The organism is Shinella sp. G-2 (assembly GCF_050172695.1).
GTDB lineage: Bacteria > Pseudomonadota > Alphaproteobacteria > Rhizobiales > Rhizobiaceae > Shinella.
Genome location: NZ_JBBEYH010000004.1, coordinates 119567 through 137825, shown reverse-complemented (window position 1 = coordinate 137825; position 18259 = coordinate 119567). Strand labels below are relative to the sequence as shown.

At 66.1% G+C, this 18259-nt stretch carries 17 protein-coding genes; 8 read left to right on the top strand and 9 right to left on the bottom strand.

Annotated features, from left to right (window positions below):
• Positions 1–11: 11 nt before the first annotated feature.
• Together V8U06_RS09700 and mscL are read right to left on the bottom strand one after the other, a co-directional pair.
• Positions 12–1265 carry an MFS transporter gene (locus V8U06_RS09700; RefSeq protein WP_427140465.1) on the bottom strand — a complete coding sequence of 418 codons (1254 nt, stop codon included), beginning with the start codon at positions 1263–1265 and terminating at the stop codon, positions 12–14.
• A gap of 99 nt (positions 1266–1364) precedes the next feature.
• The gene (gene mscL / locus V8U06_RS09695; RefSeq protein WP_226920542.1) at positions 1365–1805 is read right to left on the bottom strand and encodes a large conductance mechanosensitive channel protein MscL; all 441 of its coding nucleotides are present in this window, start codon (positions 1803–1805) and stop codon (positions 1365–1367) included.
• Positions 1806–2005: 200 nt separating this feature from the next.
• On the opposite strand from mscL, the gene V8U06_RS09690 reads away from it, so the two are divergent.
• A complete protein-coding gene (locus V8U06_RS09690) occupies positions 2006–5506 on the top strand; it encodes a hybrid sensor histidine kinase/response regulator (RefSeq protein WP_427140464.1) in 3501 nt (1166 codons plus the stop codon).
• Between the two features lie 85 nt (positions 5507–5591).
• Here V8U06_RS09690 and V8U06_RS09685 read toward each other — a convergent pair whose 3' ends face one another.
• Together V8U06_RS09685 and V8U06_RS09680 are read right to left on the bottom strand one after the other, a co-directional pair.
• Entirely contained in the window at positions 5592–6245 is a 654-nt protein-coding gene (locus tag V8U06_RS09685) for a response regulator transcription factor (RefSeq protein ID WP_226920544.1), read from the bottom strand.
• 69 nt (positions 6246–6314) lie between these two features.
• Positions 6315–6743 carry a hypothetical protein gene (locus tag V8U06_RS09680; protein ID WP_427140463.1) on the bottom strand — a complete coding sequence of 143 codons (429 nt, stop codon included), beginning with the start codon at positions 6741–6743 and terminating at the stop codon, positions 6315–6317.
• 39 nt (positions 6744–6782) lie between these two features.
• Here V8U06_RS09680 and V8U06_RS09675 point away from each other — a divergent pair, with 39 nt between their 5' ends.
• The 3 genes from V8U06_RS09675 to V8U06_RS09665 all read left to right on the top strand — a co-directional run bounded on the left by V8U06_RS09675 (position 6783) and on the right by V8U06_RS09665 (position 8800).
• The gene (locus V8U06_RS09675; RefSeq protein ID WP_427140462.1) at positions 6783–7199 is read left to right on the top strand and encodes a DUF952 domain-containing protein; all 417 of its coding nucleotides are present in this window, start codon (positions 6783–6785) and stop codon (positions 7197–7199) included.
• Entirely contained in the window at positions 7196–8284 is a 1089-nt protein-coding gene (locus V8U06_RS09670; RefSeq protein WP_427140609.1) for a quinone-dependent dihydroorotate dehydrogenase, read from the top strand. The genes V8U06_RS09675 and V8U06_RS09670 overlap by 4 nt, the downstream gene beginning before the upstream one ends.
• A 138-nt stretch (positions 8285–8422) precedes the next feature.
• Positions 8423–8800 (top strand): DUF2934 domain-containing protein, encoded by a 378-nt coding sequence (locus V8U06_RS09665; protein ID WP_427140461.1) that lies wholly within the window; start codon positions 8423–8425, stop codon positions 8798–8800.
• Between the two features lie 13 nt (positions 8801–8813).
• Here V8U06_RS09665 and V8U06_RS09660 read toward each other — a convergent pair whose 3' ends face one another.
• The 3 genes from V8U06_RS09660 to V8U06_RS09650 form a co-directional block, all read right to left on the bottom strand.
• Positions 8814–10160, bottom strand: coding sequence for an MATE family efflux transporter (locus V8U06_RS09660; protein ID WP_427140460.1), 1347 nt, complete (start codon positions 10158–10160; stop codon positions 8814–8816).
• A 79-nt stretch (positions 10161–10239) separates the two neighbouring features.
• The gene (locus tag V8U06_RS09655; protein WP_427140459.1) at positions 10240–10719 is read right to left on the bottom strand and encodes a CAP domain-containing protein; all 480 of its coding nucleotides are present in this window, start codon (positions 10717–10719) and stop codon (positions 10240–10242) included.
• 2 nt (positions 10720–10721) lie between these two features.
• Entirely contained in the window at positions 10722–10988 is a 267-nt protein-coding gene (locus V8U06_RS09650) for a DUF6460 domain-containing protein (protein WP_226920551.1), read from the bottom strand.
• A 143-nt stretch (positions 10989–11131) separates the two neighbouring features.
• Between V8U06_RS09650 and V8U06_RS09645 the strand changes: the two genes are divergently transcribed.
• From V8U06_RS09645 to pdeM, 4 genes are all read left to right on the top strand, one after another.
• Positions 11132–12073, top strand: coding sequence for a methyltransferase domain-containing protein (locus tag V8U06_RS09645; protein WP_427140458.1), 942 nt, complete (start codon positions 11132–11134; stop codon positions 12071–12073).
• 55 nt (positions 12074–12128) lie between these two features.
• Positions 12129–12764, top strand: a complete 636-nt coding sequence (locus V8U06_RS09640; protein ID WP_226920553.1) for a YitT family protein — start codon at positions 12129–12131, stop codon at positions 12762–12764.
• Between the two features lie 81 nt (positions 12765–12845).
• Positions 12846–15371: a ligase-associated DNA damage response DEXH box helicase gene (locus V8U06_RS09635; protein ID WP_427140457.1), complete on the top strand. Its 2526-nt coding sequence runs from the start codon at positions 12846–12848 to the stop codon at positions 15369–15371.
• Between the two features lie 117 nt (positions 15372–15488).
• The gene (gene pdeM / locus V8U06_RS09630; protein ID WP_427140456.1) at positions 15489–16214 is read left to right on the top strand and encodes a ligase-associated DNA damage response endonuclease PdeM; all 726 of its coding nucleotides are present in this window, start codon (positions 15489–15491) and stop codon (positions 16212–16214) included.
• 130 nt (positions 16215–16344) lie between these two features.
• Here the strand turns inward: pdeM and V8U06_RS09625 are convergent, their stop codons facing one another.
• Both V8U06_RS09625 and V8U06_RS09620 read right to left on the bottom strand, forming a co-directional pair.
• Positions 16345–17565, bottom strand: a complete 1221-nt coding sequence (locus V8U06_RS09625; protein WP_427140455.1) for a PQQ-dependent sugar dehydrogenase — start codon at positions 17563–17565, stop codon at positions 16345–16347.
• A gap of 127 nt (positions 17566–17692) precedes the next feature.
• Positions 17693–18253 (bottom strand): dihydrofolate reductase family protein, encoded by a 561-nt coding sequence (locus V8U06_RS09620; protein ID WP_427140454.1) that lies wholly within the window; start codon positions 18251–18253, stop codon positions 17693–17695.
• Positions 18254–18259: the final 6 nt, after the last annotated feature.

Sequence of the window (18259 nt, the reverse complement as noted above, 5' to 3'; positions counted from 1 at the left end):
TCGGGGAGGCATCAGGCATAGACGCCGCGAAGATGCGGGCCGGTCGCACCTTCCGACGCACCGGCCGGTGCGCGCGCGACGGATGCCTTCGGCGGCGGCATGCGCGTACCGACGGCGAACAGGACGGCGCTGAGGATCGCAAAGCCCGCGAACAGCAGGAACATGCCGGCGCCGCCGAAGGCGCCCAGCATGAGGCCGCCCATCGTCGGGCCGACGAAATTGCCGATGGTCGAGAAGGAATGCGCGCCGAAATAGCTGCCGCGGTTGCGGTCGTTCGCGATGCCGTCCACCAGCATATATTCCGAGGGAACGACCAGAATTTCCCCGATGGTGAAAACGACCATCGACAGCGCCAGGCCCCACAGGCCCGCCGAGGCCAGGAAGCCGAGTTCGCCGACAAGGAAGAGCACGCAGCCGATCACCAGCGCATTCAGCGCGCCGGCGCGCTCGATGAAGCGGCGGGCAAACGGATTGCCCAGGAGGACGACGGCGCCGTTGACGGAAACCAGATAGGCGAAGATCTCGACGCCGCCGGCGATATTGTCCGCAAGATAGGGCGCGAGCGTCGCGGACCACTGGCCGTAGACGGCGATCAGCAGGGTGCCGCCGCCGACGAAGAAGGCAAGGCGGGGATCGCGGATCGCCATCCTGATGCTCTGCAGGACGGAGACCCGCGGCGCGGCGGCATGCGCGCCTGCGGATTGGGACACCGGCACCTTCCACAGGTGCAGGGCAAGCGCGAACAGCGCGTAAACGACGCCGGCAATGATGAAAAGCGTCGTGGACGCGGCGCCCGCCGCAATCCCGATCAGCGGGCCGACGGCGAAGCCGAAATTGATCGCCGTGTACCGCCAGGAGAAATATTTGAGGCGCAGGCGTTCCGGGCAAACGTCGCTCATCAGGGCGCGCGAGACCGGTTCGTTGATCGCGACTGCAACAGCCGCGACGACCTGGGCAAGGCAGAAGGCGAAGACCGTTTCGGCCATCCCCATCCCGACAAGCGCGAGCGCCATGGAAAGCAGCGTGAGCGTCAACACGGTCGTACGCCCCACCTTGTCCGACAGGGACCCCGCGAAAGGCGCAACGACGGCGCCCACCAGCGGGCCGACGCCCAGAAGCAAGCCGATCATCGCCGGCCCGAGGCCGAAGGACTGCTGCAGCTTGATGGCAAGGAAGGACAGCGTCATCGCGCGAACGACGCTCACGAGCCCCGCCCCGGCGATGAGGAACAACACGTAGTTCAGTCTTTGTTTTTCGGTTCCCATCGTCGCCCCTCGGCAATGCTGACGTTATGAAATGGCATTTTTGGAAAAAGAAAGAGCCCCGCCGCAGACGGCGAGGCTCCTTTCGACAGGTCGAAAACCTCAGACCGCCGGACGGCTCTTGAGGAGGTCGCGGATTTCCGTCAGCAGCAGCACGTCTTCCGGCGGCGGCGCGGGTTCGGCGGCACCGGCTGCCTTTTCCTTCTCCAGCGACGCGCGCATGCGGTTCACACCCTTGATCATCAGGAAGATGATCCAGGCGAGGATGAGGAAGTTGATGAGCACGGTGACGAAGTTGCCGTAGGCGAAGACCGCGCCCTGTTCGCGGGCGGCGGCAAGCGACGTGGCCGTCACATTGCCCGACAGCGCGATGAAATAGTTGGAAAAGTCGAAACCGCCACCGGTCAAGGCGCCGACGACGGGCATGACGAGGTCGTTGACGATGGATTCGACGATCTTGTTGAAGGCTGCACCGATGATGACACCCACCGCAAGGTCCATGACATTGCCGCGGGCGATGAACGCCTTGAACTCGTTGAGCATAAGCCTCTCCTATTGCTGCGACGCAAAAGCAACCTAGTGCAGTTTTTCGCAGGAAGAAACTGTGCTCCGTCAATATTTAGGGGTTTCTACAGAAAGCATTTCACCCCCGACCTTCGGCGCAATTTCCTTCCCCTTCGCTTTGGCCTATTCTCTCCTCGACACGGTCGAAAGACCAAGGCCGAAGGACTGCGGGAGGAAGCATGCCGGGCTCGCTGATATTCGCCCTGGCGCTCGCCTATCTGCTGCTGCTCTTCGCAGTCGCAAGCTACGGCGACCGCAAGGCAAGGGGCTCCGAGCGCGCCGCAAAGGGCCGCCCGCTCGTCTATGCCCTGAGCCTTGCGATCTACTGCACGTCCTGGACCTATTTCGGCGGTGTGGGTCTGGCGACCACCCACGGGCTGGAATTCGCCGGCATCTATATCGGCCCCATCCTGATGTTCACCTTCGGCATGCCGCTCATCCGCCGCATCGTGACGCTGGCCAAGTCCGAGCGCCTCACCTCGATCGCCGATTTCGTCGCCGCCCGCTACGGCAAGAATCCCGGCGTCGCCGCCGTCGTCGCGCTGATCTCGCTGATCGGCTACATCCCCTACATCGCCCTTCAACTGAAGGCCGTGTCCAGCTCCGTCGCGGCCATGGTCGACACGACCGGCTTCGGCATCAACGCGTCGGGCGGGCTCGTCGACCTGCCGCTCGTCGTCACCCTCTTCCTTGCCTGCTTCGCCATTGTCTTCGGCACGCGCCACACCGATGCGACCGAGCACCAGAACGGCCTCATCCTCGCCATCGCGATGGAATCGCTGGTCAAGCTCGTCGCCATCGCCTCGGTCGGCATCTACGTGATCTATTTCATGTTCGACGGGCCGGGCGATCTCTGGCAGCGCGCGGCGGAAAACACGCGCGTCATGCAGTCGCTGAGCTACGAGACGCCGATAGCGCGCTGGATCCTGCTCATCGTGCTCTCGGCCTTCGCCATCGTCATGCTGCCGCGCCAGTTCCACGTCACGGTGGTGGAAAACCGCACGGCCGGCGAATTGCGCACGGCGGGCATCCTCTTCCCGCTCTACCTCATCGCCATCAACCTCTTCGTGCTGCCCGTCGCCATCGGCGGCGTCATGACCTTCAACGGCGCGGGCGATGCCGACCTCTATGTGCTGACCCTGCCCTTCGCGCTCGATCAGCCGCTGCTGACGCTGATCGCCTTCATCGGCGGCTTTTCCGCCGCCACCGCCATGGTCATCGTCGCCTCGGTTGCGCTTTCCATCATGGTGTCGAACGACATCGTCATTCCCGTCGTGCTGCGCCGCAACCTCATCGGCGGCGTCGAACAGCAGGACGACCTGTCGCGCATGCTGCTGCGCATCCGCCGGCTCGCCATCTTCTTCGTGCTGCTGCTCGGTTACGCCTACTATCGCGCCGCGACGGCCAATGCCGGGCTCGCCTCGATGGGTCTTCTCGCCTTCGCCGCGGTGGCGCAGGTCGCCCCCACCCTGCTCGGCGGCCTCTTCTGGCGCAACGCCAATGCCCGCGGCGCCATGGCCGGCATGATCTGCGGCCTCGTCGTCTGGGCCTATCTGCTTTTCCTGCCCAGCATCGGCGTCGCCGACAATGCCTATGTCGCCGAAACCGTTCTCGGCTTCCTCTTTCCCGGTTCCACCGTCTTCACCGGCGAGAACGCCGACCCGCTGGTCAACGCAACCCTGCTCGCCATGATGGTGAATATCGGCGCCTATGTGATCGGGTCCCTGACGCGCAACCCGACATCGCTGGAGCGTCTGCAGGCCGGCACCTTCATCCGCTCCAAGCCGAGGCTCGAACGCGCCTTCCGCGGCCGCCGCACCAAGGTCACCGTGCGCGACCTCAAGACCACCATCGCCAAATATCTCGGCGAGGAGCGCATGCAGCGTTCCTTCCATACCTATGAGCGGCAGGTTGGCCGCTGGCTGGAGGACAACGCCCCGGCGGACGCCGCCATCGTGCACTTCTCCGAACAGTTGCTCGGCAGCGCCATCGGCTCCTCCTCCGCCCGCCTCGTGCTCTCGCTGGTGCTGCAGCGCATCGACGACACGCCCGCCGACACCGACTGGCTGCTCGACCAGGCCAGCGAGGCGCTGCAATACAATCAGGACATGCTGCAGACCGCGCTCGGCCAGATGGACCAGGGCATCGCCGTCTTCGACAGCGAGGGCAACCTCACCGTCTGGAACCGCCGCTTCCGCCAGCTTCTGGAGCTGCCGGAATATGTCGGCCAGGTCGGTTTTCCGCTGGTCGATATCGTCGACATCCTCATCGAGCGCGGCGACATTGCGGAAGAGGACCGCGCGGCGGCCATCACCCGCACCATGACCTTCGACGAACCCTTCGCGCTGGTGCTGGCGGGCGGCGAGCGCATCATCGAAATCCGCACCAACGCCATGCCGGAAAAAGGCTTCGTCTCCACCTATACCGACATCACCGACCGCGTCGCCTCCGACCGCGCCCTCAAGCAGGTCAACGAGACGCTGGAACAGCGTGTCGCCGAGCGCACCGCCGAACTCACCCGCGTCAACACCGAGCTGGCCGAAGCGCGCGCGGCCGCCGAAGAAGCCAATATCAGCAAGACGCGCTTCTTCGCCGCCGCCGGCCACGACATCCTCCAGCCGCTCAATGCCGCACGCCTCTACTCCTCCTCGCTGGTCGAGCGGCTGGGCGAGACGGAAAATCGCGACATGGTGCACAATATCGATTCCTCGCTGGAATCGGTGGAAGCGATCCTCGGCGCCGTGCTCGATATTTCCCGCCTCGATACCGGCGCGATGAAACCCCGCGTGCAAACCGTCGCCCTGAAAGACCTTCTGAAGCGCATCGAGACCGATTTCGCGCCCATCGCACGGGCGAAGAACCTGAAATTCACGGTGCTCTCCTCTTCGCTCGCCATCCGCACCGATCCGAACCTCCTGCGCCGCGTCGTGCAGAACCTCGTCTCGAACGCCATCAAGTACACGAATTCCGGCAAGGTGCTGGTGGGCGTGCGGCGCAAGGGCGGGCAGGCCGTCATCCAGGTGCTCGATTCGGGCATCGGCATTCCCGCCTCCAAGTTCCGCACGGTCTTCAAGGAATTCGCCCGCCTCGACGAAGGCGCCCGCACCGCGCCGGGCCTCGGGCTCGGGCTTTCCATCGTCGACCGCATTTCCCGCGTGCTCTCCCATCCCGTCGAGCTGCAATCGACGCCGGGCCGGGGCACCAGCTTCAAGGTGCGCGTGCCCGTCGACATGGCGGCAAGCCGCCACGTCGCAGACCAGCCGGCCACTGTGCCGGTCAGCGACGAGCCGCTGAAGGGCCTGCGGGTGCTGTGCATTGACAACGAGCCGAAGATCCTCGACGGCATGCGGCTCCTGCTCACCGGCTGGGGCTGCACGGTGACGCTCGCCGATTCCGTCGCAGGCGTGGAAGCGCTGGTCGCCGCCGGACCGCCCGCGGTGGATGCCGTCATCGCCGACTACCATCTCGACGACGGCACCGGCATCGCCGCCATCGGCCGGCTGCGCGCCGCGCTCGGCGGCGACATCCCGGCGCTGCTCGTCACCGCCGACCGCACGCCCGACGTGCGCGCCGAAGCCGAGCGGGACACGATCCTCGTTCAGAACAAGCCCGTCCGCCCCGCATCCATGCGGGCCTGGCTGACCCAGCTTTCGACGGTGCTGCGGGAGGCGGCGGAATAGTGGTAGAGTGAAATCTGGCGCGGCGCTTCTGCGAAGCGATAGCCCTCCCTTACGAACAGACGAGGGGAACCACGCAGGACAGCCCTCAGGCGGCAGCCTGTGCCGCGCCGATCTTGCCGAGCTGGATGACTGCCTGCGTGCGGCTGTCGACATTGAGCTTCAGCAGGATCGCCGAGACATGCGCCTTGATGGTCGCCTCGGAGACGCCGAGTTCATAGGCGATCTGCTTGTTGAGCAGGCCCTCGGCCAGCATGGCGAGCACGCGGGACTGCTGCGGCGTCAGCGTGCGCAACCGCGCGATGAGATCGGCCACTTCGCTGTCCTGTTCCGGGCCGCGCACATAGCCGCCGGGCGTATAGATGTTTCCCTCCAGCACCGAGGAGATTCCCTCGCGGATATCCTCGATGGAGGCCGATTTCGAGATGAAGCCCGAAGCGCCGAGATCGAGCGCGCGGCGGATGGTGGCCGGGTCGTCGCTCGCCGAGACGATGACGACGGGAAGGCTCTGGAATTCCGCACGCAGCGAGATGAGACCGGAAAGGCCGCTGACGCCGGGCATGGCGAGATCGAGCAGCAGGAGATCGGCATTGGCATTGTCGGCGGCCGCCTTGCGCGCCGCGTCGAAATCGCCGGCCTCGACGATATCGGGATTGCCCGCCATTCCGGTCAGCGCCTGTTTCAGCGCGCCGCGGAACAGCGGATGATCGTCCGCAATGATGATCGTGAGTGCCGATGCCATGCGTCCCTCCCCAGGGTGTCTGGACCTCGCGACGGATGCGGCACGGCCTTGCCGGCGCAGAATGGTCCGTCAGGTCTTCTGCGGGTCCGTGTCTTTCCCGGGGGCGGCGTCCTCCTTGCCGTCCTCCAGGTTTTTCACGATGCCCATGAACCTTTGCATCATCTTTTCCATGATGGTCATGGTCCGGTCAATCTCTTCATCCGTCGGCAGGGACGGTTTTGCCGCCGTCTCGCTGTTCACCCCGCCTTTTTCCAGCGCCTCGACGCGTTTGGTGAGGAGATCGAGCTCCTTCTCGAAGGCCGCGCGCTCATCCGCCGCCATGCGGCAGACGATCTGCCCGTCCTTCTCCCGGCAGAGTGAAACCTCGCCCGAGGCGGTGTCGAGGCGGATGAAGCCGGTCTCCGTCTTCTCCATGCGATAGCGGCCCTCGCCTTCGGCATGGGCGGCGCCCGCAAGCAGCACGGCGGCGACGGTCAGGGGCAGAGCAGAGATTCGCATGCAAAATCCTCCAAGAGCCGGTTTCCGGGCCTGTCGCCGGTGGACATTCGCCGTTCTTTGCGGCAAGCGCTACCGGTGAGTACGGCAGGCAAGGGAGTAACGGACGAGATGGCCAAAACAATCTACAAGATCGTTCCGGCAAGTCTGTGGCAAAATGCGAAGGACGCCGGGATTTTCAAGGGCGCAGCCATCGACCTTACCGACGGTTACATCCATTTCTCCACCGCCCCGCAGGCGAAGGAAACCGTGGCCCGCCATTTCGCCGGCCAGGCCGATCTTCTTCTCATCGCCGTCGATGCCGACGCGCTCGGCGAAAAGCTCGTCTTCGAGCCCTCGCGCGGCGGCGACCTCTTCCCCCACCTTTACGCAGACCTGCCGCTTTCCGCCGTCGTCTGGGAAAAACCCCTGCCGCTCGGCGAGGACGGCGCCCACCAGTTCCCGGAGATGTCCCTCTGATGTCGCTCTTTTCCGCCCTCGGCCGCAAGGGCCTCTTCCTGTTCGATCCGGAAACCGCGCACGGCCTCTCCATCGCCGCGCTGAAGACCGGCCTCGTGCCCGCCTGCCCGGCCAAGGCCGATCCGCGTCTCGCCCAGACCGTCGCGGGCCTTGCCTTCCCCAATCCGCTCGGCATGGCCGCCGGCTATGACAAGAATGCCGAGGTTCCCGAGGCGCTGCTGCGTCTCGGCTTCGGCTTCACCGAGATCGGCACCGTCACCCCGCGCGCGCAGGCCGGCAATCCCAAGCCGCGCATCTTCCGCCTGATCGAGGATGACGCCGTCATCAACCGCCTCGGCTTCAACAACGAAGGCCATGCCGCCGCCCTGCAGCGCCTGAAGGCCTGCAAGCGCGATGCGCTCATCGGCGTCAATATCGGCGCGAACAAGGACAGCGAGGACCGCATCGCCGACTATGTGGCGGGCATCCGCACCTTCTACGACGTCGCACGCTATTTCACCGCCAACATCTCCTCGCCCAACACGCCGGGCCTGCGCGACCTTCAGGCGAAGGAAAGCCTGCATGCGCTGCTTTCGGCCGTGCTTGCCGCGCGCGCCGAGGAACAGGCGCGCAGCGGCCGCGCCGTGCCGGTCTTCCTGAAGATCGCGCCCGACCTCACGGAAGAAGGCCTCGACGATATCGCCGAGGTCGCCCTCGCCCATCCGCTCGACGGCCTTATCGTTTCCAACACGACGCTGTCGCGCGACGGACTTCGCGACACGCGCCAGGCGGGCGAATCGGGCGGCCTTTCCGGCAAGCCGCTCTTCGAAAAATCCACCATCGCGCTTGCCAAGATGCGCCGGCGCGTCGGCGAAACCCTGCCGATCATCGGCGTCGGCGGCGTCTCATCGGCCGAGACGGCGGCGGAGAAGATCCGCGCCGGGGCGAACCTCGTGCAGCTCTATTCCTGCATGGTCTATGCCGGCCCGACGCTGCCCGGCGAGATCGTGACCGGCCTCTCGCGGATCTGCGACCGCGAGCAGATCGGATCGATCGCCGCGCTTCGCGGCACCCGCACCGCCCACTGGGCGGATCGCGCCCTCTGACGCGACAAAGGGGGAACCAAACCCGCCCGCCCGGGTTTCTCTCAGGCGGGTGGAGTGTTCGGCAGAAGCCGGCATGCGTCGACGGTAGCCTGCACCGATCCCGCCCAAGCGGCCGTAACGGCTAGGAAGGGACGACGAATGGACGATCACGACGAAAGGGTCCGCGAACGGGCGCATGAAATCTGGGAGGCCGAAGGCCGCCCGGAAGGCCGTGAATATTCTCATTGGCTCCGCGCCCGCGCGGAAATCCATGAAGAGGAGGGCGAGGCCGTGCGGCAGGCGCAGAGCGGGCTGATCCTGCGCCCCGATCTCGATGCGCCGGCCGCGCCCCGTCAAAAGGAAGCGTCGGAACGCGCCAGCACGGCGGATATCGCCCGCAACACGCTTCCGCCCGGCACCGTGCCGGAAAACCCGACGGCGGAAAATCCTGACAGGATCGCGCGGCTGAAACCGGTTCGCGCGAAGAAGCCGATCGACGGCAGGGACATCGACGCCCAGCTCGACCAGCCGTCCTGACGGCACCTGCCCCTCAGGAGAACTGCCGGCTCGCCAGTGCCGGCAGGCGCCATGCCAGGAAGATCCCCCGGAATGTCAGGAAGAGGTTCAGCGACAGCCAGAGCCCGTGATTGCCGAGCAGCGGCACGAAGACCGCCAGCGCCAGAAGATATCCCGCAAAGGCCGCCAGCATCATGTTGCGCATGGCCGAGGACCAGGTCGCACCGATATAGACCCCGTCCATCTGGAAGGCGAGCGCACCCGTAATCGCCGTCAGCGCCGCCCAGGGCAGGTATTGCACCGCTTCCGCCCGCACGCTTTCCGTCGTCGTCAACAGGCCGATCACATCGGCGCCGAAAAGGAGGAAGAGCAGCGTCGTCACTGTGCCGAGACCGAAGGACCAGAGCAGCGTGAGCTTCACCGCGCGGTCGAAGGCCGGGCGGAAATGCGCGCCGAAAGCGCGGCCGACCAGCTGCTCGGCCGCATTGGCAAGACCGTCGAGATAGTAGCCGGCAACCAGGAAGATGTTCATCAGCACCGCATTGGCGGCGAGCGCCAGCGGCCCCATCGACGCGCCGATGCGCGTCATGATGGCGAAGGCGCCGATCAGCACGAAGGTGCGGATCATGATGTCACGGTTGAGCGAGAACAGCGCCTTCATGCGCTCACGCGCGAAGATTTCCCCGCGTGCCGGACGGTGCGCCCGGTCGAAACGCAGGACGACGATGAGAAAACCGGCCAGCGCGCCCACCGTCTCGCCGGCGAAGGTGCCCCAGGCGATGCCCGCGACGCCCCAGCCGAGCCCGAGGCCGAGCGAGATGGAGAGGACGATATTGATACCGTTGATGATCGCCTGCAGCAGCAGACCCGTCATGCCCTGCCCGCGCCCCAGCACGAAGCCGAGCAGGGCGTAGTTGGCAAGCGCCATGGGCGCGGAGAGCACGCGGATGATGAAATAGGTGGACGTCACATCCGCCACGCCCGGCGAGGGCGCCATCAGGAAGAGACCGGCCGAAAGCAGCAGCGGCGACAGGACGGCGATGACGAGGCCGGAACAGAGCGCGATGGTGAGCGAGCGCCAGAACACCGCCTGTTCCTCGCGCCGGGCGCCGCGGCCGAAGGCCTGCGCGATGAGGCCCGTGGTGGAGGCGCGCAGGAAATTGAAGCTGCCGAGCAGAAGATCGAAGAGAATGGCCCCGACCGCCAGTCCCGCCAGCGCATCCGCCGAACCGAGCCGCCCGGCGACCGCCGTGTCGGTAAGGCCGAGCAGCGGCGTCGTCAGGAAGCCGAGCGTCATGGGAATGGCGATGGACAGCACCAGCCGGTGCGTCACCGCAAACGGGCCGGCGCCTTCGTTCTCTTCCACCGTCGTCGCGCTCATGCCTTCCCCCCGGCCGCCCTGCAGCCCCTCATCGCCTTAAGGCACCATCTCCCCGCTCGCGGGGCGAAGGGCAAATCCCTCAGCTCGAAAGCACCATCGCCCAATAGGGCCGCCCACCCGAGGCGGGATTGGAGACCACCGCGACGCCGAGGCCGCGATAGCCGGCCCCCAGCATGTTTTCGAGATGCTTCGGCGAGCGATACCACGCCTCGAAGGCCGCGGCGGCGCCGTCCTGTCCGACCGCGATGTTTTCGGCGGCCGGAAGCGGCACGTCCATGCCCTTCATGCGCTTCAGGAAGTTCGCGCCGAGGCCGATATTGTGTTCCATCCTGCCTGCCGCGGCCATGCGGCTCGCCTGGTCCATCGCCGCGCGCTGCGCTGCCTTGTCGAGGGTGAGCGGCGAGAGGCCGCGATCGGCCCGCAGCTTGTTGACGAGGGCGAGCGAAGCCGGCGTCTGGTCGCTGCCGGTGCCGGCCGAGGGGGCAAGCACACTCGTGGTGGAACAGCCGGCGGCAAGCGCCGCCATGGACGTGGCGAGAAGGGCGCGACGGGACAGCATAGTCAGCGGCGATAGCTCAGGAGACGGATGAGGACGAAGATCGGCACGACGATGACGGCGCCGAGCAGCAGGTAGTCGCCGAGGCGGCCGAGCGTCTTGAAACCGGTGTTCCACAGATCGAGCACGAAGTCGCGCGCGGCGAAGAGGATGTCGTCCGGATAGAGCCCGAAGATCGACATCAGGAAGCCCACGGCCACCGACAGGATCAGGAGCTTGATGATCACGCGGACCGGTGTATCGCCGAGGAAGCCGTTCACGCCATTCGACATCACTGATTCTCCAAAAATTCCGTTGCACCCCAGATAAGCCGTCGCCGGTCCCGCGACAAGCAAGCGGCCCTCACGAGAATTCGCTTGCCTTTTGCCGCGGCCCTGCCATGTAGCGGCGTCCGTTTCCCAACGCAAAGCGCCCCATGACGAGCCCGCATTTCTCCTCCGGCGATCTCATCGCCGACCGTCGCGCCGATTATGCTCGCATGTTCGCGGAATCGGGCGAGTTCGCGGAGGCCGCGGAGTTGATGGAACAGGCGCTCGAACAGGTGCCTGGCTGGGCCGCCGGCTGGTTCCGGCTCGCCGAATATGCCGAGAAATCGGGCCGGAAGGAGGCGGCGGTGGCCGCGCTCGAAAAGGTCGTCGCACTCGACCCGACCGACATCTTCGGCGCCGGACTGAAACGCGCCGTGCTCGGCGCGGCAGAGGCTCCCGCGACGCCGCCGACGCCCTATGTCGAACGCCTCTTCGACGACTATGCCGACCGTTTCGACACCGCGCTCGTCGCAAAGCTCGACTACACGGTGCCCCAGACGCTCGCCCGCCTCGTTCGCGCCCATGCGGGCAAGGATGCCCGGTTCGGCCTCGTCTGCGACATCGGCTGCGGCACCGGCCTTTTCGGCGTGGAATTCCGCGCCGAGGCCGGCCGGCTCGAAGGCTACGACCTTTCGGCCGGCATGCTGGCGAAAGCCGCGGAGAAGGCCGTCTACGACCATCTCGCCCAGGCCGATCTCTCCCGCCCCGCCCAGGAAAGCGGTCTTTTCGCCGATGCGCCGCCTGCGCGCGCCGACCTCGTCAGCGCCGCCGACGTGCTGATGTATCTCGGCGATCTCGCCGAGGTCTTCCCGAGCGTCGCGCGGCTTGTCAAACCCGGTGCTCTCTTCGCCTTTTCCGTCGAGGACGGCGGGGCGGGCGACACGCCGCTGCTGCGCCCCTCGCTGCGCTATGCCCACCCGCAAGCCTTCATCCTCAGGCGGCTTGCCGAGAACGGTTTCGACCTCGTCGCGATGGAGAAGAGCGTGATCCGCCAGGATGCCGGCCAGCCGGTGCACGGCCTCCTCTTCCTTGCCCGGCGGCAGGGATAGGCTTGCGCAAGCGGCGCGGCCCTATACAACAGCAAGACATTATCGGAGATCGGCCATGGACGGCGAAAAACGGCGTTTCGGCTTCTGGAATCCCTCACCCACCCGCCATACGCCGCTGGAAGATGCGCAGGGCCTGTTCGCCAGCAGCATGATCGCCGCGCTCGGTCTTGCCCTGATGGGCAGCGCCGGCCTGGTGGCGAGCGGCACCGCCGGCGTCGCCTTCATCCTGCACTACCTCACGGGCGTCAGCTTCGGCCTCTACTATACCGTCGTGAACATCCCGTTCTACGTGCTTGCCCTCAAGCGCCTCGGCTGGGCCTTCACCATCAAGACAATCCTTGCCGTCGCCATGACCTCGGCCATCACCGAGCTCCAGCCGCATTTCGTGCGCATCGAGAGCATCGATCCGATGTGGACGGCGGTGCTGGCCGGCATCCTGCTCGGCTTCGGCCTGCTCGGCCTCTATCGCCACCGCGCCAGCCTCGGCGGGGTCGGGGTGCTCGCCGTCTACCTGCAGGAGCGCTTCGGCATCCGCGCCGGCCTCGTGCAGCTTGCCTTCGATCTCGTCGTTCTGGTCGCCGCCTTCTCCGTCGCCGCGCCCTTCATCGTGCTCTGCTCGGTCGTCGGCGCCGTAGTGCTGAACCTCTTCCTCACCGTCAACCACCGCGCCGACCGCTATATCGCCATGTGATGTTTCGCGATGGGATTTTTCGCGCTGTGATTTTTGCGGGGGGCCGCTTCACATTCGATGCGCCGTCACTAGCTTAGGCGCGTGAACAGCACCGATTCTGCCGCCGGCCTCTCTCTCCTGCCCAAATCCTTCGCCGACTGGTTCGCGGCCAAGGGCTGGCAGCCGCGCGCCCACCAGATGGAGCTGCTCGCGCGCGCCACGGCGGGCGAAAGCCTGCTGCTCATCGCCCCGACCGGCGCGGGCAAGACACTCGCCGGCTTCCTGCCCGCCCTGACGGATCTCACGCAGCGCGGCAAGATCCCGCCGGGCTCCGCCTTTACCGGCATCCACACGCTCTACATCTCGCCGCTGAAGGCGCTCGCCGTCGATATCGAGCGCAACCTGACCAAACCCGTCACGGAGATGGGCCTGCCCATCACCATCGAGACGCGCACCGGCGACACGCCGCAGGCCAAGCGCCAGCGCCAGCGCCTCAACCCACCGGATATCCTGCTGACGACGCCCGAGCAGGTCGCCCTGCTGATCGCCAACGGCGAGGCCCAACGCTTCTTCAAGGACCTGAAATACGTCATCTTCGACGAGCTGCATTCGCTCGTCACCTCCAAGCGCGGGCATCTCCTCTCCCTCGGTCTTGCGCGCCTGCGACGTCTTGCCCCGGGGCTCAGGACCATCGGTCTTTCCGCGACGGTCGCCGAGCCGATGGATCTTCGCCGCTGGCTGGTCGAGCAGGCGCCGGACCAGGAAAATCATGCCGGTCTCGTCACCGCGCCGGGCGGGGCCAAGCCCACCATCACCATCCTCAAAAGCGAGGCGCGCGTGCCCTGGTCCGGGCATCAGGCAAAATACGCGATGCCCGAGGTCTATGCGGCGATCAAGGACCACAAGACCGCCCTGCTCTTCGTCAACACGCGCAGCCAGGCGGAAATCCTCTTCCAGGAACTCTGGAACATCAACGAGGACACGCTGCCCATCGCTCTCCACCATGGCTCGCTCGATGTCGGCCAGCGGCGCAAGGTGGAGCAGGCCATGGCGGAAAACCGTCTGCGCGCCGTCGTCGCCACCTCCACGCTCGATCTCGGCATCGACTGGGGCGACGTCGATCTCGTCATCCATGTCGGCGCGCCGAAGGGCGCCTCGCGCCTTGCCCAACGCATCGGCCGCGCCAACCACCGCATGGACGAGCCGAGCCGCGCCATCCTGGTCCCCGCCAATCGCTTCGAGGTGATGGAGTGCCAGGCCGCGCTCGACGCCAATTATCTCGGCGCGCAGGACACGCCCCCCGTCGGCGCGGGCGCGCTCGACGTGCTCGCCCAGCACGTGCTCGGCATGGCCTGCGCCGCGCCCTTCGACGAGGACATGCTGTTTTCCGAGATCACCTCCGCCTCGTCCTATACGGGGCTTTCGCGCGAAAAATTCAACCGCATCGTGCAGTTCGTGGCGACGGGCGGCTACGCGCTCAAGACCTACGAGCGCTATGCCCGCATCCGCAAGACGGTGGACGGCCTCTGGCGCGTCTCCAATCCGGGCGTCGCCCAGCAGTACCGCCTCAATCTCGGCACCATCGTCGAGATGCCGATGCTGAACGTGCGCATGGTCAAGCGCGGTGCGAAGGGCGCGATCGGGCGCGGCGGCGCCTCGCTCGGCAAGGTCGAGGAATATTTCCTCGAAATGCTCAGCCCCGGCGACACCTTCCTCTTCTCCGGGAAGGTGCTGCGCTTCGAGGGCATCCGCGAGAACGAATGCCTCGTCTCCCAGGCCTTCTCGCTCGATCCGAAAGTGCCGGCTTACGCAGGCGGCAAGTTTCCGCTCTCGACCTATCTCGCCGAGCAGGTGCGCGGCATGCTGGACGACCCGCAGCGCTGGGGCGCGCTGCCCGAACAGGTGCGCGACTGGCTCGCCCTTCAGCGCGACGTCTCGGCCCTGCCGAAGCGCGACGAGCTGCTCATCGAGACCTTTCCGCGCGGCAGCCGCCACTACATGGTCGCCTATCCCTTCGAGGGGCGCCTGGCGCACCAGACGCTCGGCATGCTGCTGACCCGCCGGCTGGAGCGCGCCGGCCGCCGCCCGCTCGGCTTCGTCGCCACGGATTATTCGCTGGCCGTCTGGGCGCTGGACGATCTCGGCCATGCCTTCGCCGTCGAGCGCCCGTCGCTGGCAAGCCTCTTCGACGAGGACATGCTGGGCGACGATCTCGAGGCCTGGCTGGACGAAAGCTTCATGCTGAAGCGCACCTTCCGCAATTGCGCCGTGATTGCCGGTCTTATCGAGCAGCGCCATCCGGGCAAGGAAAAGACCGGGCGGCAGGTCACGGTCTCCGCCGACCTCATCTACGACGTGCTCCGCAGCCACGAGCCGGATCACATCCTGCTCGAGGCCACGCGCAACGATGCGGCGGCGGGGCTTTTGGATATTCAGCGATTGGGCGATATGCTGGCGCGAATCAAGGGCCACATCACCCATCGCCGGCTCGACCGCATCTCGCCGCTCGCCGTGCCGATCATGCTGGAGATCGGCAAGGAGCCGGTGGCGGGCGAGGCACAGGATGCCCTGCTGGCGGAGGCCGCCGAAGACCTGATCGCCGAGGCGATGGGCGAGACTTACATCTAGAGCCATTCCGGTGACGACCGGTTCGCCGGGACAGCTCTAACCACTTGTTTTATTGCATTGTTCGAGGCCGAAGCGAACCGTTTCGGCCGGACATGCTCCAGGGATTGAACGACGCGCATGCAGAGACTGGCGCTGGCAGCGATGGACATTCAGGATTTCGGCGCTGCGTCGGCGCGCACGCTTGTCGCCGGCGTCGAGGCCGTGTGCGATCCCCTCGGCGCGCTCTACCTGCCGGAAACGCGCCTGCTCGTCGTCTCGGACCTGCACCTGGAAAAGGGCGCCGCCTTCGCCCGTCGCGGCATGCTGCTGCCGCCCTACGATACGCTTGCCACGCTGAAGGTGCTGGAAGCCGTCATCCTGCGGCACGACCCCGCCATCGTCGTCAGCCTCGGCGACAATTTCCACGACCGCGTCGGCTCGGCCCATCTGCCGGAAATCTTCCGCACGAAGATCGCGGATCTCGCGCGCGGGCGCGAATGGATCTGGATCAACGGCAACCACGATCCCGACGGCACCGTGGACCTGCCCGGCCAATCGGCGGACGAACTGCACTATGCGGGCCTTGCCTTCCGCCACGAGCCGTCACTCGCCGCGCCGATGGGCGAGATCGCCGGGCATCTCCATCCCGCCGCCACCGTCATCCGCCGCGAAAAGGCCGTGCGCCGCCCCTGCTTCGCCACCGATGGAAGACGCCTGCTGATGCCGGCCTTCGGTGTGCTCACCGGCGGCCTCGACCTTCGCCACAAGGCGATGACCGGTCTCTTCGACCGGCCGAACCTCGTCGCCCACATGCTCGGCCGCGACCGCATCTATTCGGTCCGCTTCGCCAATCTGAGGGGCTGAGCGCGCGCCCTTAGAGTTTGTCAGGGAAAAGTGGGAACCGGTTTCCCCGAAAAGACAAACGAAAACAAAAGAATTTAGAGCATGTCCGGTTCAATCTGAACCGGACATGCTCTAGGAGACACGCGCCTCCTTACTTCGCCTTGACCAGCCGAAGGATCGTCGACGGCCCGCCCTGCTCTTCCGTCACCACGAAGACCGTACCGTCGGGCGCGACCTTGACATCGCGGACGCGTGCATCGAGCGGCACGCGCTCCTCACGGGCAACCCGGTCGCCGTCCATATGCAACACGACGAGCCCCTTGCTGACGAGCCCGCCGATCAGGAAGGAACCCTTCCATTCGGGAATGGCATCGCCGGCGTAATAGGCCATGCCGGAGGGGCCGATGACCGGATCCCAGTAATAGACCGGCTGCTCCGTGCCTTCGAGGGCGGTGATGCCCTCGCCGATCGGTGCGCCGCTATAGTCGATGCCGTAGGTCACCTTCGGCCAGCCGTAGTTCCTGCCCGCCTCCGGCCGGTTCAATTCGTCGCCGCCCTTCGGCCCGTGTTCGACGGTCCACAGCCGTCCCTCGCCATCCAGCGTCGCGGCCTGCAGGTTGCGGTGGCCATAGCTCCAGATTTCCGGCAGGGCGCCGTCCGTCTTGACGAAGGGGTTGTCGGCGAGCGCCTTGCCCTCCGCGTCGATACGAAACACCTTGCCGAAACCGCTGCCGAGGTCCTGTGCGCCGACGCGCGTCTCGGGGTCCGAACGCTCGCCGACGGTCACGTAGAGTTCGCCCTTGGGGCCGAAGACCAGGCGCGAGCCGAAATGCTTGTCGCCGTCATAGGTCGGCATCTGCCGGTAGATCACCGTCACGTCCTGAAGGGCGAACTTGCCCTCCTCCTCCGTCAGGCGCGCCGTGGCGACCGACGTCCCGTTGCCGCCGTCGCGCGGTTCGGAGAAGGAGAAATAGATACGGTTCGAGGTCTCGAAATCCGGCGCGAGCGCCACGTCGAGCAGGCCGCCCTGCCCCGCCGTCACCACCGCCGGCACGCCCTCGACGGGCGGGCTCGCCTCGCCGTTCTCCTGCAGGATGACGTGCATGGCGCCATCCTTCGCCGTCACCAGCATGCGCCCGTCCGGCAGGAATTCCATGGCCCAGAGATGGGGAAGGTCTTCCGCGACGATGTCGACGCTGATCTGCGGGATGGCATCGGGCAGCGCCGCACGGGTCTGGTTCTCGAAGGCGGGCTTCTGGTCCGGGGCATTGGCCTCCCCCGTCTCCGCGGTCCCTGTTGTCTGGGCCAGGGCTGGCACGGTCAGAAGCGAGATGGCGAGCATGGAGCCCGCAAGACGTAGGCTGAGGCGCATGGCATTTCCCCTTGGTTCGGCCGCAAAGGACGCGGCGGGCCGCGTGTCTCGCAACCCGCCTTAACCGCCGAAGAGGTCAGCACCGTGATTTGTTTCACGGCCGCCCATCAAGAAATGTTTACCGCCCTCACGCAGCCATCTGTTCCGGTGTGTAACGCACGAGGATGGTGCCATTGGACAGCGGCCTTGCCTCGATGAGGTCGAAGTCGCGCCGGGCGCCTTCCTTGAAGAAGGGCGTGCCCTCGCCGAGCTGCACGGGCACGATGGCCAGCATGACCTCGTCGACCAGTCCGGCCTTCAGCAGCGTGTCCGAAAGCGCGGCACTGCCGAAGATGTAGATCGTCTTGTCCAGCGCCTGCTTGCGGCGGGCGATCTCACCGACGATATCGGCCGTCATCTCGGTGTTGTTCCAGTCGGAAGAGGCAATGGTGCGCGAACCGACGAGCTTCGGCAGCTCATTCATGAAGGCCTTCACCTCGCCCTCACCTTCCGCCGTCGTCCAGTAAGCCTTCATGCCCTCGTAGGTCACGCGGCCGAAGACCAGCAGGCCCGCCAGTGCACCGAACTCCGTGCTCATCGCCTCCAGTTCCGGTCCCCAGGCGCGGTTGTGGAAGTCGAGATCCCATTTCTTCCCGCCCTCGAAGTACCCGTCGAGCGTCACGAGATTCCAGATGATTACCTTTGCCATCGTCCT

Bases quoted from the DNA above. Each gene is read 5' to 3' on its own strand.
- V8U06_RS09655 (WP_427140459.1), bottom strand. From the start codon at position 10,719: ATGCTGTCCCGTCGCGCCCTTCTCGCCACGTCCATGGCGGCGCTTGCC.
- pdeM (WP_427140456.1), top strand. From the start codon at position 15,489: ATGCAGAGACTGGCGCTGGCAGCGATGGACATTCAGGATTTCGGCGCT.
- V8U06_RS09645 (WP_427140458.1), top strand. From the start codon at position 11,132: ATGACGAGCCCGCATTTCTCCTCCGGCGATCTCATCGCCGACCGTCGC.
- V8U06_RS09620 (WP_427140454.1), bottom strand. From the start codon at position 18,253: ATGGCAAAGGTAATCATCTGGAATCTCGTGACGCTCGACGGGTACTTC.
- V8U06_RS09650 (WP_226920551.1), bottom strand. From the start codon at position 10,988: ATGTCGAATGGCGTGAACGGCTTCCTCGGCGATACACCGGTCCGCGTG.
- V8U06_RS09660 (WP_427140460.1), bottom strand. From the start codon at position 10,160: ATGAGCGCGACGACGGTGGAAGAGAACGAAGGCGCCGGCCCGTTTGCG.
- V8U06_RS09700 (WP_427140465.1), bottom strand. From the start codon at position 1,265: ATGGGAACCGAAAAACAAAGACTGAACTACGTGTTGTTCCTCATCGCC.
- V8U06_RS09625 (WP_427140455.1), bottom strand. From the start codon at position 17,565: ATGCGCCTCAGCCTACGTCTTGCGGGCTCCATGCTCGCCATCTCGCTT.
- V8U06_RS09640 (WP_226920553.1), top strand. From the start codon at position 12,129: ATGGACGGCGAAAAACGGCGTTTCGGCTTCTGGAATCCCTCACCCACC.
- V8U06_RS09680 (WP_427140463.1), bottom strand. From the start codon at position 6,743: ATGCGAATCTCTGCTCTGCCCCTGACCGTCGCCGCCGTGCTGCTTGCG.
- V8U06_RS09685 (WP_226920544.1), bottom strand. From the start codon at position 6,245: ATGGCATCGGCACTCACGATCATCATTGCGGACGATCATCCGCTGTTC.
- mscL (WP_226920542.1), bottom strand. From the start codon at position 1,805: ATGCTCAACGAGTTCAAGGCGTTCATCGCCCGCGGCAATGTCATGGAC.
- V8U06_RS09690 (WP_427140464.1), top strand. From the start codon at position 2,006: ATGCCGGGCTCGCTGATATTCGCCCTGGCGCTCGCCTATCTGCTGCTG.
- V8U06_RS09665 (WP_427140461.1), top strand. From the start codon at position 8,423: ATGGACGATCACGACGAAAGGGTCCGCGAACGGGCGCATGAAATCTGG.